Annotated in this window: 16 protein-coding genes; 15 read left to right on the top strand and 1 reads right to left on the bottom strand. The window is 69.6% G+C overall.

Annotation, left to right across the window (positions count from 1 at the left end; all coding sequences use genetic code 11):
* Positions 1-29: 29 nt before the first annotated feature.
* The 12 genes from M2352_RS21465 to M2352_RS21410 are packed head-to-tail and all read left to right on the top strand — an operon-like array spanning position 30 to position 9,559.
* Positions 30-1,265 carry a methyl-accepting chemotaxis protein gene (locus M2352_RS21465; protein ID WP_264666576.1) on the top strand — a complete coding sequence of 412 codons (1,236 nt, stop codon included), beginning with the start codon at positions 30-32 and terminating at the stop codon, positions 1,263-1,265.
* Positions 1,262-1,633, top strand: coding sequence for a response regulator (locus tag M2352_RS21460; protein ID WP_264666575.1), 372 nt, complete (start codon positions 1,262-1,264; stop codon positions 1,631-1,633). The genes M2352_RS21465 and M2352_RS21460 overlap by 4 nt, the downstream gene beginning before the upstream one ends.
* A 17-nt stretch (positions 1,634-1,650) precedes the next feature.
* Positions 1,651-2,013 carry a hypothetical protein gene (locus M2352_RS21455; protein ID WP_264666574.1) on the top strand — a complete coding sequence of 121 codons (363 nt, stop codon included), beginning with the start codon at positions 1,651-1,653 and terminating at the stop codon, positions 2,011-2,013.
* Positions 2,003-3,508: an ATP-binding protein gene (locus M2352_RS21450; protein WP_264666573.1), complete on the top strand. Its 1,506-nt coding sequence runs from the start codon at positions 2,003-2,005 to the stop codon at positions 3,506-3,508. Before M2352_RS21455 ends, M2352_RS21450 begins: the two co-directional genes overlap by 11 nt.
* Positions 3,509-3,520: 12 nt before the next feature.
* Positions 3,521-3,895 (top strand): response regulator, encoded by a 375-nt coding sequence (locus tag M2352_RS21445; RefSeq protein ID WP_264666572.1) that lies wholly within the window; start codon positions 3,521-3,523, stop codon positions 3,893-3,895.
* Positions 3,896-3,925: 30 nt separating this feature from the next.
* On the top strand, positions 3,926-4,753 hold the full coding sequence (locus M2352_RS21440) for an STAS domain-containing protein (RefSeq protein WP_264666571.1): 828 nt from the start codon (positions 3,926-3,928) through the stop codon (positions 4,751-4,753).
* A 4-nt stretch (positions 4,754-4,757) separates the two neighbouring features.
* The gene (locus M2352_RS21435; protein ID WP_264666570.1) at positions 4,758-5,138 is read left to right on the top strand and encodes an STAS domain-containing protein; all 381 of its coding nucleotides are present in this window, start codon (positions 4,758-4,760) and stop codon (positions 5,136-5,138) included.
* Complete coding sequence (locus M2352_RS21430; protein ID WP_264666569.1) at positions 5,135-5,551, top strand: anti-sigma regulatory factor; 417 nt, start codon at positions 5,135-5,137, stop codon at positions 5,549-5,551. The genes M2352_RS21435 and M2352_RS21430 overlap by 4 nt, the downstream gene beginning before the upstream one ends.
* On the top strand, positions 5,551-6,594 hold the full coding sequence (locus M2352_RS21425; RefSeq protein WP_264666568.1) for an ATP-binding protein: 1,044 nt from the start codon (positions 5,551-5,553) through the stop codon (positions 6,592-6,594). Before M2352_RS21430 ends, M2352_RS21425 begins: the two co-directional genes overlap by 1 nt.
* Before the next feature lie 37 nt (positions 6,595-6,631).
* A complete protein-coding gene (locus M2352_RS21420) occupies positions 6,632-7,030 on the top strand; it encodes a response regulator (protein ID WP_264666567.1) in 399 nt (132 codons plus the stop codon).
* 6 nt (positions 7,031-7,036) lie between these two features.
* The gene (locus M2352_RS21415) at positions 7,037-7,675 is read left to right on the top strand and encodes a chemotaxis protein CheX (protein ID WP_264666566.1); all 639 of its coding nucleotides are present in this window, start codon (positions 7,037-7,039) and stop codon (positions 7,673-7,675) included.
* A gap of 21 nt (positions 7,676-7,696) precedes the next feature.
* Positions 7,697-9,559 carry a hybrid sensor histidine kinase/response regulator gene (locus tag M2352_RS21410; RefSeq protein ID WP_264666565.1) on the top strand — a complete coding sequence of 621 codons (1,863 nt, stop codon included), beginning with the start codon at positions 7,697-7,699 and terminating at the stop codon, positions 9,557-9,559.
* Positions 9,560-9,561: 2 nt separating this feature from the next.
* Here the strand turns inward: M2352_RS21410 and M2352_RS21405 are convergent, their stop codons facing one another.
* The gene (locus M2352_RS21405; protein WP_264666564.1) at positions 9,562-9,993 is read right to left on the bottom strand and encodes a bacteriohemerythrin; all 432 of its coding nucleotides are present in this window, start codon (positions 9,991-9,993) and stop codon (positions 9,562-9,564) included.
* A 248-nt stretch (positions 9,994-10,241) separates the two neighbouring features.
* Between M2352_RS21405 and M2352_RS21400 the strand changes: the two genes are divergently transcribed.
* Genes M2352_RS21400 through cheB form a run of 3 tightly spaced genes read left to right on the top strand, consistent with a single transcriptional unit; the run spans position 10,242 to position 14,898 of the window.
* A complete protein-coding gene (locus M2352_RS21400; protein WP_264666563.1) occupies positions 10,242-12,170 on the top strand; it encodes a methyl-accepting chemotaxis protein in 1,929 nt (642 codons plus the stop codon).
* 45 nt (positions 12,171-12,215) lie between these two features.
* Positions 12,216-13,769: a chemotaxis protein CheW gene (locus M2352_RS21395; RefSeq protein ID WP_264666562.1), complete on the top strand. Its 1,554-nt coding sequence runs from the start codon at positions 12,216-12,218 to the stop codon at positions 13,767-13,769.
* A gap of 58 nt (positions 13,770-13,827) precedes the next feature.
* Positions 13,828-14,898, top strand: coding sequence for a chemotaxis-specific protein-glutamate methyltransferase CheB (cheB, locus tag M2352_RS21390; RefSeq protein WP_264666561.1), 1,071 nt, complete (start codon positions 13,828-13,830; stop codon positions 14,896-14,898).
* Position 14,899: the final 1 nt, after the last annotated feature.

Genomic DNA, 14,899 nt, shown 5'->3' with positions numbered 1-14,899 from the left:
TTGCAGACAAACTGAACAAGGGGTCACCGATGGCGCTCGCCGCCGATCTCCCTCTGCCGGCTCATAAGAGTCCACGGCGGCCGTCCGGTCTGGCGGTGCCTTTGGGAATCGCCGCCGCGCTGTGCCTGTGCGCTGCCGTCCTCCCCGATGTTCCCTGGCCGTCACGCATCCTGGCGCTTCTGGCCGCCGCCGCTGCCGGCCTCGCCCTGTTCCGCGGCACCCGGAACGGCGATGAAGCGGCAGACGCATCCGGCCCGGTGCCGCCGCCTGCTCCGGCCGAGGCCATGCCACGGCCGGCGACTCTCGCCCAACCGGAAGGCGGTACGCCGCGCGACCTCAAAACGGCCATGAGCCTGTTCAGCTCCGTCATCGTCGATCAGGTGGAAACATCGGTCGCGGCGGTGGTGCAGGAAAACAGCCAGATGCGCGAAATGGCCCAGGACATGGCCACCGCCGCGGTGCAGGCCAACGAACAGTTCGGCAAATCCATGGCCGGCGCCAGTGCGGCCGAGGAGTGCATCGAACGGCTGGGCAGCGTGGGCGAGGGGCTGACCGGCGCCATCGGCATCATCGTCGGCGAAATGACCGAAACCATGCGGGTGGTGCGCAACGCCACCGAACGGGCCGACACCACCCGCCAGTGCGTGGACACCATGGCCGGGCTGGCCCAGGAGGTCAGCGCCACCGTCGGCCTGATCGGCGACATCGCCCGCCAGACCCGCATGCTGGCGCTGAACGCCACCATCGAAGCCGCCCGGGCGGGTGAAGCCGGCAAGGGCTTCGCCGTGGTGGCGGGCGAGGTGAAGGCGCTGGCCCATCAGACCGCCACCGCGACCGAAACCATCACCACCCGCATCGAATCCATGCGCGACACCACCGCGGCGTCGGTGGACGCGCTGCGCGAGCTGGTGGACACCATCGCCCAGGTTGACGCCGCCAGCCAGCGCATCGCCGCCGCCGTCCAGCAGCAGGAAGGCCTTGCGCGCGAGGTGAACGGCAGCCTGACCCAGATGCACGACGCCGTGTTCAGCCTGTCGCGGGAAATCCGCGAGGCGGCCCAGATCGCCGCCAACAGCGGCATGCTGTCCGAACTGGTGCTCGACACCGCCAACGAGGTGGACACCCACATGCACCAGCTTCGCGACCGGCTGACGCAGGTGGGCAGCGGCATGGCGATCCAGCCCATGGACGCCATGTCCCCCTCACTCCCCCCCTCCTTCGGTGCCGGCGCAAGCCGCGCCCCCAACGAAAGCCGTGACCGATGAGCAGCACGATCCTCGTCCTCGACGATTCCCCCACCATGGTGATGAGCCTGTCGCGGATTTTGCAGAAGTCCGGCTATGCCGTCGTCACCGCCGCCAACGGCAAGGACGGGCTGGACAAGCTGAAATCAGGCACCCGCCCCAACCTGATCCTGACCGACCTGAACATGCCGGTGATGGACGGCCTCACCTTCATCCGGGAAGCGCGCAAGAACTCCTCCACCCGCTTCACGCCCATTGTGGTGCTGACCACCGAATCCGTGCCCGGCAAGCGCGACGAGGCGCGGTCCGCCGGGGCGTCCGGCTGGCTGACCAAGCCGACCCCGCCCGACGAGCTGCTGGCCACCCTGAAACAGCTTCTGCCGTCCTGAACGGAAAGGAGAAGGCCGTGGGCTCGAAGGAAGACTGTTCGCGCGTCTGCCGCGTCCTGGCCGCGCAGGTGGCCGAGGTGCAGGCCCGTTTCGAATCGTCCAGCCAGGAGCTGATCGCCACTCTGGACCGGCTCGACGGGCTGCTGGCGGCCGATCCCGCCCACGCGCGGGAAACCGCCGCCATGCAGGACGCGCTGGACGGGCTGCTGTTCGCCCAGGCGCAGGAACACGACATCATCCGCCAGATGATGGGGGTGATCGCCCATGCCCTCAGCCTGCTGCCCGACGGCATCGACCCCGACCGGCTGGTCGGCCTCTACATCTCCGATGCCCAGCGCGACGTGCATCGGGCCGCGCTGGAGCGGGGTGATGCGGACTGACCCCGACGCCGTGGAATCGGCGCTGGACGGCGCCCGGCTGGCGGTCTTCCGCCACGAACCCGATTGGGACCGCGACCCGTGCGGCATTGCCGGGGATCTGCAATGGATCGGCTGCCGCTATGGTGTGGACGGGGTGCACAGCCGCGGTCTGGCCGCCCTGCTCGACGCGGTGACCGACAGCGACCGCGGTTGCCTGCTGGGCCTGTTCTCCCCCGGGGGCGGGGCGGTGCGGGCCGGGGAATTCCGCCTGAAGGGGGCGGGGCGCGACATCCACCTGTCGTGCGACGCCATGGTGGAGCCGGGCGGCGGCGGGCGCCCGCGGCGGATCACCGGCACCATCCAGGACATCAGCGAACGGCGCCGGTTCGAAGGGACGCTGAACGACACCCTGCGCTCCAAGCAGATGCTGCTGGCCATCATCGACGCCTGCCCCATCAGCATCTCGGTCGCCGACGCGCAGCAGCCCGACACCCCCCTGATCTACGTCAACCGCCGCTTCCAGGGGCTGACCGGCTATGAGCCGGCGGACATCCTGGGGCGGAACTGCCGCGTTCTGCAAGGACCGGACACCGATCCCGAGGCGGTGGCCGCCATCCGCCGCGCCGTCGCCGCCGGGGACCGGATCGACACCCGCATCCTGAATTACCGCAAGGACGGCACCCCCTTCGTCAACGGGCTGCTGCTGGCGCCCATCCGCGGCGGCGACGGTGCGGTCACCGCCTACATCGGCTTTCAGAGCGACGTGACCGAGGACGCCCGGCGGGAAGAGGCCGAGCGCCAGCGCCAGCGGATCGAGGTGATGGGCCGCATGATGGGCGGCGTGGCGCACGAGATCAACAACCTGCTCCAGCCCATCACCTTGCTGACGCAGGAGCTGTCGGACCGGCACGCGGACGACGCCGACGGGCCGTATCTGGACATGGTGCTCGACTGCGCGCGCAAGGCGCGGCGGATCATCGGCGACCTGCTGGCCTTTTCCCGCCCCGGCAACCGCACGGCGGAACCGGTGGCCGCGGGCGATCTGGTGGCGGCCACCCTGCCGCTGGTGGGCAAGGCCATCGGTCCGGGCGTGGTGCTGGACACGCGCATCGACGGCGGGGCGGCGGCGCTGACCGTACGGGCCGACCGGACCGCCTTTGCCCAGGTGCTGCTGAATCTGGCCGGCAACGCCGCCGCCGCCATGGGGGGGAACGGCACCATCACGGTGGCGCTGGACCTGGACCGGGCCGTGGATCCGGTCAACGGGACCGGCCCGCGGCATGCGCGCATCACCATCGCCGATGCCGGGTGCGGCATGGACCGGGCGGTTCTGGACCGCGCCTTCGAACCCTTCTTCACCACCAAACCCGTGGGCCAGGGCACCGGGCTTGGCCTGTCGGTCGCCTATGGCCTGATCAAGGACATGGGCGGCGACATCACCCTGGCCAGCACCCCCGGCCTGGGCACCGTGGCCACGGTGCTCCTGCCCGTATTCGATCCCCCCGCCACCGCCTGAGGAGACACGGCCATGGCACGCATTCTTGTCATCGAAGACGTCCCGTCGGTGATGTTCTCCCTGCGCATGGTGCTGGAGGGCCAGGGCCACAAGGTCGTCACCGCCGGCGACGGGGCCGAAGGTCTGGACCGCCTGAACCGGGAAGGGTTCGACGTGGTGGTCACCGACATCTGGATGCCGGGCAAGGACGGCGCCACCGTGATCCGCGAAGGGCGGGCGGCGGCCCCGCAAACCCGCTTCCTTGCCATCACCGGCGGGTCGCCGAACGGCGCCACCGGCGTCGGCCATCTGCGGGAAGAGGACTTCGGGGCCGACCGCATCCTGTTCAAGCCGTTCGAACGGCAGGAACTGATCGGCGCCATCGACGCCCTGACCGCCCAGCCCTGACGCTTCCCCCCGGATTCTCCGTTTCCCGCCATGAAAGCCACCGTCATGCCCTTCCTCCACGACTTGTCGCCCACGTCCCTGCTGGGCGAACGCCAGCGCCTGCTGACCACATGGCGGACCTATCTGGGCAATTTCCTGCCCATGCCCCAGATCGACCACCGCATCGTGAACGACCTGTGCGAAGGGCTGCTCGACGCCGTGACCGAGGCGCAGGGAACATCCCCGGCGGTGCTGACCGACGGGCTGCGGGGCCTGTTGTCGGCGCTGTCGGTGGAGTTCGCCGAACGGGGCCTGGCCCCCTCGCAGACCGCCACCTTCATCTTCAGCCTGAAACATGTGCTGAACGAGGCGTTTTCCGGCGGATCGGGGGCGATGGAGGACATCCACAAGCTGATCGACACCATGGGCCTCTATTCCATGGACGCCTTCATCAGCCGGCGCGAACAGATCATCCGCCGGCAAAATCAGGAGCTGGTGGATCTGTCGGTCCCCGTGGTGCCGCTGTGGGAAGGGGTTCTGTCCCTGCCCATCATCGGCACGCTGGATTCCAGCCGCGCCCAGGCGATCACCGAAAAGCTGCTGTTCGAAATCGCCCGCAGCGGCTCGCGCTACGCCATCCTCGACATCAGCGGCGTGCCGACGGTGGACACCCAGACCGCCCAGCATCTGGCCAAGACCGTGGCGGCGGCGCGGCTGATGGGGGCGGAGTGCGTCATCACCGGCATCCGCCCGGCCATCGCCCAGGTCATGGTGTCGCTGGGCATCAACCTGTCGTCCATCGAGACGCGGTTTTCCCTGGCCGAGGGCTTGCGGTACTGCTTCGGCAAGCTGAACTACACCGTGGTCAAGGGGGGCTGAGCCCATGGCCGCGGCGACACCCCCCCAGGCCCACATCATCCCCCTGGACGGTATCCTGGTCGTCACCCTGCCGCCGATTCTGGGCGACAGCGACGCCGAGCATCTGGCCGAACAGGTGGGCGGGCGGCTGGTGGCGGAACAGGCGCACGCCGTGCTGATCGACATGGCGCAGATGCGCATGATCGATTCGCACATGGGGCGGGTGCTGAACGTGATGGCCGCGATGATCCGCCTCCTGGGGGCGGAAACCATGGTGGCCGGCCTGCGCCCGGAGGTCGCAATGACGATGGTGGAACTGGGTATGGACCTGGGCGGCATCCCGACCGCCCTATCGGTCAGGCACGGCCTTGCGGATCTCCGCACCCGCGCAGGCAGGTCGGAGTGAAGCCCGCCACGCGTCCGATCCGCGCAACCGTGCCCGTCCATGGCGAGGAATCCCTGGCCGCCGTCCACCGGCTGGTGGACGAGGCGGGGCAGGTCATGGGCTATGGGCTGGTGGACCAGACCAAGCTGATCACCGCCGCCAGCGAGCTGGTGCGCAACATCGTGCTCTACGCCGGCAGCGGACAGGTGGAGGTGGAGGAGATGGACCGCGGCGGCCAGAACGGCCTGCGCCTGACCTTCACCGACCAGGGACCGGGCATCCCCGACGTGGGCCGCGCCATGCAGGACGGTTACAGCACCGGCAAGGGCATGGGGCTGGGCCTGCCCGGCACCCGCCGGCTGGTGCATGAATTCGCCATCGATTCCGCCGCCGGTTCCGGCACCCGCGTCACCATCGTCTTGTGGAAACGCTGATGCTGCCCGCCCACTGCCACACCCGTCTGAGGATCGACGACCCGTCCGCCCTGACGCTGGCCCGCGGTCTGGCCGCCGATCTGGCCACCGCCCAGGCGCTGGGGGAGGACGCCGCCGCCCGGCTGGCGCTGGTGGTGAGCGAGCTGGGCAGCAACCTGCTGCACCACACGCCGGAGGGGGGGAACCTGCTGCTGCGCCCCCTGGCCGCGGGGCTGGACGGGGCGGCCCCCGGCGTGGAATGCGTGGCGCTGGATCACGGGCCGGGCATCGCCGACGTGGGCCGCGCCATCGCCGGCCCATCCCACCCGCCGGGCGTGGTGCCGGCCAGCGGGCTGGGCTATGGGCTGGGGGCCGTGCGGCGGCTGTCCGACCTGTTCGACATCCACACCCGGCCGGGGCTGGGCACCGCCGTTCTGACCCGCATCACCGCCCACGGCCCCGGCAATCCCGCCGGCCTTTCGCCGCCCGCGGCGTTCTGGGGGGGGGCGATGCTGGCCATGGGGGGCGGCGACTGGTGTGGCGACGGATGGCTGGTGCGCGGCGACGGGCTGGTGCTGGCCGTGGACGGGCTGGGCCATGGGGAGGCGGCATCCGCCGCCGCCCGGCAGGCCGAAACCGTGGCGGCCGCGGCTCCCGGCGGCGCCGATCCCGGTGCCGTGCTGGCCGCACTCCACGGCGCCCTGCGCGGAACCCGCGGGGCGGTCGCCCTGGTCCTGCGGCTGGAGCCGGACCGCATCGGCTATGCCGGGGTCGGCAACATCACCGCCGCCCTGGTCCGTCCGGGTGGCGCCGCGGCCCTGACCGGGCGCTGGGGGGTGGTGGGCTACAACGCCGCCCCGCCGCCCACCGCCTGGCTTTCCTGGCAGGCCGGCGACCATGTGGTCGTACACAGCGACGGCTGTTCCCGGCTGGCCGACCTGTTCACCGAGCGGCACCTGCTCCACACCCATCCCGCCCTGGCCGCCGCCGTGCTGATGCGCGACGGGTGCGCACGGGTGGACGATCAGATGGTGATGGTGTTGCGCCATCCCGCATCCCTCTGACAGCGAAACGGCCCCTTTCGGCGGAAAGCGACGCATCATGGTTTTCTGCAAACGCATTCTTGTGGTGGATGACAGCAAGCTGGCCCGCATGGCGCTGCGCGCCCTGCTCAACGATCTGGGGGTGACCGCCGAGGTGACCGAAGCGGCGGACGCCGAAACCGCCCTGGAGCTGTCGGAACGGTCCTGCTACGATACGGTGTTCATGGATTACAACATGCCGGGGGTGGACGGGCTGTCCGCCGCCGCCGTCATCCGCGCCCGCCAGCCCGATGCGGCCATTGCGCTGGTGACGGCCAACGCACAGGACGATATCCTGGCCGAGGCCCGCCGGCTGCGGGTGGCCTTTCTGGGAAAGCCCGTGCGGCGGGACGACATCGCCCGCTTCATCGCCGCAGCGGGACACATCGCCGATATGGGCGTGGCGGAGAAGGTGTAACCGCCCATGATGCTCGACGCGCTGGAACGGGACGCCGTGACCGAACTGCTGAACGTGGCCGTCAGCCGGTCCGCGGCGGCACTCAGCCGGATGGTGGGAAAGCCGGTCGCCATGTCGGTGCCCGACGTCCGCATCCTGTCGCGGGCCGAGGCGCTGGACACCATCGCCGGCAACCGCAACACATCCCTGATCGCGGTGGGCGAACAGTTCAGCGGGCCGTTTTCCGGCCGCGCCCTGCTGGTGTTCCCCGAAACCCGCAGCCTGCATCTGGTCCAGGCCATCGTCGGCGAGCATCTGACGCTGGAGGAGATCGCCGACCTGGAAGAGGACGCCATGATCGAGGTCGGCAACGTCATCCTCAACAACTGCCTGTCCGGCATCGCCAACATGCTGGGCTGCCGGATCGAGGCCACCCTGCCCCACTGCTTCCAGGGCGGGGGCGAGCGGATCTTCAAACGCACCATCCGCGACGACGACGACGGCATCATTCTCTTCACATCCATCGATTTTTCCATCCGTGACCGGGACATCGGCGGCTTCATCATCCTGCTGATGGACCTGAACGCCATTTCCAACCTGCGCAACGCCGTCGCCCGCTATGTGGACGGAATACGCCGGTCCCTGCCCGATCCCCACTCCCCGTAACCGCAAGCCCTCCGTCCGGTCATGCCCGACACCGCCGCCGGCCCCGCCACCGCCCGCACCGTCATGGACGAACTGGACATGGGGGTGGTCATCGTCGATGACGCCCGGCGGATCACGCTGTGGAACACCTGGATGGTGCGCCATTCCGGCATTTCCCGCCGCGCGGCCCTGGGATCGGACCTGTTCGCGCTGCTCCCGGCCATGGCCGGGGGGCGGGTGGATCTGGCGGTGCGCGACGCGCTGGAGACGGGGCTGCCGGCGGTGATCTCCCACCACGTCAACCACGGCCTGTTCCCGCTGCTGCGCGGCGACGGCATGACCGACGAACGGGTGGCGCAATCCATCGTCGTGCGCCCCACCCGCACCCGCCGGGGCGTGGGCTGCCTGATCCAGATCTACGACCAGACCGCGGCGGTGGAGCGGGAACGGAAGCTGCGCGCCCAGCGCAGCGCCCGCTACCACGCCATCGTCGATGCCGCCCGCGACTGCTTCGTCACGGTGGACGAGGACGGGGCCATCTGGGGCATGAATCCCGCCACCGAGGAACGGTTCGGCTGCACCGCCACCGCCATGCAGGGCCAGCCGATCACCCGCCTGCTGCCGCAGCTTCAGGATCTGCCCTTCCTGGGTGACCCGCTGGTGATGGTCCGCGCCACGGGCGCCGGGGGCCGGGAATTCGACGCCGAAATCTCCATGGGTTCATGGATGAACAACGGGGTGCGCCATTTCACCCTGTTCATCCGCGACGTCACCGAACGCAACCTGGCGGCGGAGAACCTGCGGCGCACCGAACGGATCCAGGCGCTGGGGGCGCTGACCGGCGGTGTGGCTCATGAATTCAACAACCTGCTGATGGTCATCCGGGCCAACGCCGAACTGGTGCTGAGCGCCGCCGAGGGCGAGGCCGCGGCCCGCGCCGCCGAAATCGTGCAGGCCGCCGACCGGGGCCGCACCCTGACCGACGGGCTTCTGTCCTTCGCCCGCCGTCAGCCGCTCAATCCCGTGCGGGTGCCACTGGACACGGCGGTGGAGGACATCCAGCGGCTGGCCGCCCCGCTGCTGGGGGTGGCGGTGGACATCGCCGTCGCCCCGATCCCCGCCGGAACCGCGGCCATGGCCGACCGCACACAGCTTCAGAACGCCCTGCTGAACCTGCTGATCAACGCCCGCGACGCCATGCCCGACGGCGGGCGGATCACCATCGCCGCCGGTCCCGGCCCCGAACCGGGGCAATGCCACATCGCCGTCACCGACACCGGCACCGGCATGACGGCCGCAATTCTGGAAAAGGCGTGCGAGCCGTTCTTCACCACCAAGGAACAGGGCCGCGGCACCGGGCTGGGGCTGAGCATGGTCGCCGGATTCGCGCGCCAGTCGGGCGGTGACTTCCTGCTGTCCAGCCGCCCGGGCGCCGGCACCACCGCCACCGTCCGCCTGCGGTGCGCCACCGGGGACAGCCCCGACACCGCCGGCGAGGACGGCGCGCCGCCGCCCGCCCTGCCCCCCCTGCGGTTGCTGGTGACCGAGGACGACGCCCAGGTGCGGGCCGGTGTTCTGTCCATGCTGGCCCACGGCGGCCACCGGACCGCCGCCGCCGCCCATGGGCCGGACGCCCTGGAGCGTCTGGCGGAGGAGGATTTCGACCTGCTGATAACCGACATCATGCTGCCCCGCGGCATGAACGGGGTGGCGCTGGCGTGCGAGGCGCGGCGGATGCTCCCCCGGCTGGGGGTGGTGCTGATGTCGGGCTATCATGGCTTCGACCCGGCGCTGCTGGAGGCGGCGGGGCCGGCGGCGGTGCTGCGCAAACCCTTTGCCCGCGCCGACCTGGAACGGGCCATGGCCGCCGCCCTGCGGCAGCGGCCCGGCGGCGGGCGCTCCTGATGTCAGAAACGGCTTGCCGTGCGCAGACGGGGCGTCACGCCCAGGCGCAGGGCGGCATGATGGCACAGTTCCCGGTCCAGGCTGGCCTGATGGCTGGCGACCCAGCGGGGCAGGATGGTGATGGTGGCGTGGATCAGATCCGCCGGCGTGCGCACCGACGCCCTGAGCGTGCGCAGGGTCCGGGTCATGGCATCGTGTTCGCGCCGGTGTTCGTCGGCCCCGGCATAGCGGACATCGAGCATCTGCCTCTCTTCCTCGGCGAAATGCTCGTCCAGACAGGCCAGAAGGGCGGTCATGGCCGGAAACGCCTCGTCCTGCGCCGCCGGCTTTTTGGCGCAAGAAGACAGCCGCGCAATCAAAGAGAGTATTTCCCGATGCTGATGATCGACAAGCTCATCACCCACCGACATGTCGTCGGTCCAGGACAACACCATGAATCCCATAATTATTTCTTTCTTGTAATCATGTGACCGCACGATTGAAATCCTGCCAAAACATTTGCGTCACGTCCATACTCTTGTTCGATCTATCCGTTCTTTTGAATATGTCCCTATTCGTTTCGTATTGGGGTTGACCCTGATAGGGCGCACCCCAATAGGGTTGCCCCCATCTGCCCCCGCCGCCGGGGCGGTGCCACAGTGCCGCGCGCCATGAAGGGCGAACGATCGAGACGGAGTGGAAGATGGCACTGGTGAAGAAGGCGGACATTGGCCAACCGGGAACCGCGGGCACGGGAACGGCCTCCGGCAGCGTGCGCAGCAGCGCCACGGCCGATGCCCAGCGCAAGCGCGCGCGCACCTTCGCCCGCCAGCAGAAGGTCGCCGAGCGGGTGGCCTCGGCCACGTCGCAGATGGCCAGCGGCATTTCCGAATCGGCGTCCGCGTCCGATCAACTGCGCAAATCCATGGAGCAGATCGCCACCGGCGCCCAGGAAGCGTCGGGGGCCGCCCAGGAATCGCTGACCGCCATCACCAACATCTCCAGGGCCATCCTGGAATCCAAGGATCAGGCCGACGTCAGCCGGCAGAAATCCAACCAGCTCCAGATCCTGCTGGCCGAGGTCAGCACCCAGATCGCCGCCTCGGTCACCAGCATCGGCGCCAACGCCGAGCGCCAGCTGGCCTCGGTCGATATGGTGGTGGAGCTTGAGAAGCAGGCCGCCAACATCGGCGAGATCGTCAAGGCCGTGGCCCGCATCGCCGACCAGACCAACCTCCTGGCGCTGAACGCCGCCATCGAGGCCGCCCGCGCCGGCCAGCACGGCAAGGGCTTCGCCGTCGTCGCCGACGAGGTGCGCACCCTGGCCGAAACCTCGGAAAAGAGTGCGCGCGACATTCAGGAGCTGGTGGGCCAGATCCAGAGCGAAGTGAAGGTCATCGCCCAGGGCATCAACATCGCCGCCGAGGCCGCCAAGGGCGAGGTGGACAAGGGCCGCACCGTCAGCGGACAGCTCGAACAGATCCGCACCGACATGCAGGCGCTGGCCAAGGGGGCGGGCGACATCGCGTCCGCGTCCGTCGAGGCCGAACGCGCCGCCCGCGAGGCCCAGAAGGGATCGGAAAGCATCGCGGCGGCCGCCGAGGAACAGTCCGCCGCCTGCGACGAGGCCCTGCGCACCGTCGATCAGCAGACCGCGGCCCTGGGCCAGTCCCAGACCGCCTCGGGCGAGCTGCAGACCATCGCGGAGGAACTGCGCAACTCCACCGACATCACCAAGAGTGCCGAAGAGGTGGCGTCCGCCGCCGAGGAACTGTCCGCCGCGGTGCAGGAGATCTCCAGCGCCGCCGCCCAGATCATGGCCGCGGTCGAGCAGATCTCCAAGGGCGCGCAGCAGTCCTCCGCCGCCACCCAGCAATCCTCCGCCGCCATCAACCAGATCGAGCGCAGCGCCAAGCTGTTCCAGGACAATTCCGGGGAAGCGCTGGAGCGCGCCCAGTTTCTGGCCAAGCTGCTGGGCGACAGCAACAAGGCCATCGAGGGGCTGATCGAGGGCGTGGGCCAGGCGCTGGACGAGACCCGCAAGTCCAACCAGCTCATGAACAACCTGGAGCAGGTCAGCCGCCGCATCGACAAGATCGTGGACGCCATCTCCACGGTGGCGGTGCAGACCAACATGCTGGCGGTCAACGGCTCCATCGAGGCGGCGCGCGCCGGTGAATTCGGCAAGGGCTTCGCCGTGGTCTCCACCGACATCCGCAACCTGGCCCGCGACAGCGCCGAGAACGCCGACCGCATCAAGGACGTGGTGAAGGCCACCCAGGACCAGATCGTCGCCGTGCGCAACGACCTGGAACAGATCGCCACCTCCGCCCTGGCGGAAGTGGAGAAGAACAAGGCCATCACCCTCAACCTCGCCAACGCCGCCCGCGACATGGGCGTGGTGGTGGACGGCAACGACAGCATCCGCCGCGGCTCCGAAGAGATCCTGTCGGCGCTGGAGGAGGCCAAGAAGGGCGTGCAGCAGATCGCGGCGGCCTCCGAGGAGGCCTCCCGCGCCGCACAGGAAGCCGCCGCCGCCGCCAAGCAGCAGGCCCGCGGGGCCGAGGAACTGGCCGCCGCCGTCGAAGAGATCGCCAGCCTGGCCGACGAACTGCAGAACTCCGCCGACTGAGGGGCGACCCGCAAGCGCCACACCCGCACGCGAAAGGGTTGACCCATGAACATCAACACACCGGCTTCCACCGGGGCAGCCGCCGGAACAGGCTCCGTCGGTGACACGCGGCAATACGTGACCTTCTACGTCAAGGACGAGATGTTCGCGGTGCCGCTGGCCGAGGTGCAGGAAATCATCCGCATGCCGCCCGTGGTCGGCGTGCCCAAAAGCCCGGCCAGCCTGGAAGGGCTGGCCAACCTGCGCGGTGCGGTCATGTCGGTGACCAGCCTGCGCCGGATCTTCCAGTTCGAGGACCGCGACCACGACGACTCCACCCGCGTGGTGGTGCTGAACCAGGGCATCCCGGTGGGGTTCGTGGTGGACCGCATGGCCGCCGTGGTCACCGTGGACCCCAACCAGATCGAAGCCGCCGAAACCATCCAGGCCACGGTGGAAACCGACCTGCTGCGCGGCATGATCAAGGGCGTCAGCGGCCACGCCATGATCATGATCATCGACCCCCAGCGGCTGATCCAGCGGGAGAACGGCGGCGAGAGTGCGGCCCGTGCCCGCGCCGCACGGGTGGCCGCATCCGGCGACGCCGGACGTGCCCAGGCCGAGGATGGGGTCAGCGACGAACTCCAGCTCGTCAGCTTCGAGGTGGCCCGGCAGGAATACGCGCTGGGCATCGAAAGCGTGCAGGAAATCGTGCAGGTGCCCGACACCATCAGCCGCATCCCCCGCACCGACAGCTATGTGCTGGGGGTGATGACGCTGCGCAACCGGCTGCTGCCGCTGGTCAGCCTGCGGGCCATGTTCCGGCTGCCGGAAACGCCGCTGGACGAGCGCAGCAAGATCGTCGTCGTGCCGCTGGACGAGCGCAACTCGGTCGGCGTGGTGATGGACACGGTGCGCGAGGTCTTGCGCGTGCGCAAGGACGTGGTGGACCCGCTGCCGGCCATGCTGGGCGACGGGCGGGGCGAGATCCAGTCCATCTGCCGGCTGAACAACGGGCGGCGGCTGGTGTCGATCCTGTCCGCCGAAAAGCTGTTCCACCACGACGCCGTGCGTTCGGCCCTTGCCGCCGTTCAGGATCAGGAGAACACCGACATGGCCGAGGAGACATCCGCCCGCACCATCGTGGTGGACGAGGAGGAACAGTTCGTCGTCTTCCGCCTGGGCAACGAGGAATACGGCGCCCCCATCGGCAGCGTGAACGAGATCGTCCGCGTTCCCGACGAGCTGACCCGCGTGCCCAAGACCGCCAGCTTCATCGAGGGGGTGGTCAACCTGCGCGGTTCCGTCCTGCCGGTGATCGACCAGCGCCGCCGCTTCGACCTGCCCGAGGTGGCCCGCAACGACCGCCAGCGGATCATGGTCTTCACCATCGGCGGCAAGCGCACCGGCTTCATCGTGGACAGCGTGTCGGAGGTGCTGAAGATCCCCCGCTCCGCCATCGGCCCCACCCCGTCCATGTCCGACGAGCAGGCCCGCCTGATCGGCCGGGTCGCCAACCTGGAAAAGAGCAAGCGCATGATCCTGTTGCTCGACGTGGACAACCTGCTCGACACCGCCGAGGTGGCGGCGGTCGGCGACTATGCGGGCGAAGCCGCCTGACCCGCCCCGCTGCCCCGCCGCCCCCCGCTCCCACCGTTTCCAACCGTGACTGCCGGCCATGATCAAGCTGCTCATCGTCGATGATTCCGCCCTGATGCGGCGCCATATGGGACGGATCTTCGGGGCCGAAGGCGATTTCGAGATCACCTTCGCCCGCAACGGCGCCGAGGCGCTGGCCGCGGTGCGCGACCAGCAGCCCGACGTGGTGACGCTCGACGTCAACATGCCGGAGATGGACGGGCTGACCTGTCTCAGCCACATCATGACCGAAAGCCCACGGCCCGTGGTCATGGTGTCGTCGCTGACGTCCAAGGGGGCGTTGGCGACGCTGGAGGCGCTGGAACTGGGGGCGGTGGATTTCATCCCCAAGCCCGACGGCACGGTGTCGCTGACCATCGACACCATCGAACGCGAACTGGTGGCCAAGGTGCGGGCCGCGGCCAAGGCACGGCTGCGCACCCGCAACCTGGCCCAGCGCATCCGCCGCCAGCACGCCGATCTCGGCCCCCCCCGCCCCCGTGCCGCCGCCGCCGCTGCCGCACCCGCCCCGGCGGCGGTCAACGGGCTGGTGCTGATCGGGGTGTCCACCGGCGGGCCGGGGGCGCTGGACTGCATCCTGCCGCTGCTGCCCGCCGATTTCCGCTGGCCGGTGGTCATCTGCCAGCACATGCCGGCCAATTTCACCGGGGTTCTGGCCCGCCGCCTGAACGGGGCCAGCGCCATCACGGTGGAGGAGGTGGAAAGCCCCACCCTGCTGCGCGCCGGCACCGCCTATATCGCCCGCGGCGACGCCGACCTGCTGATCGCGCGCCGGCCCAACGGCCTGACGGCGCTGCCGGCCCCGGCATCGCCCAGCCACATCTGGCACCCCAGCGTGGACCGCATGGTCGAAAGCGCGCTGGAGGTGGTGGACCCCGCCCGGCTGATCGGCGTGCTGCTGACCGGCATGGGCAACGACGGGGCGGCGGCCATGACCGCCCTGCGCGACCGCCGGGGCCGCACCATCGCGGAATCGGAAGAAACCGCCGTGGTCTGGGGGATGCCCCAGGATCTGATCCGCCGGGGTGGGGCCGACGTGGTTCTGCCCGTCCACCGTGTTGCCGAACAACTGGAAAAGTGGGTGCGTTGAC

The sequence above is a fragment of the Azospirillum fermentarium genome, from assembly GCF_025961205.1.
Lineage (GTDB): Bacteria > Pseudomonadota > Alphaproteobacteria > Azospirillales > Azospirillaceae > Azospirillum > Azospirillum fermentarium.
Note: the sequence above shows the minus strand (reverse complement) of the source record. Positions and strands in the feature narration are given on the sequence as shown.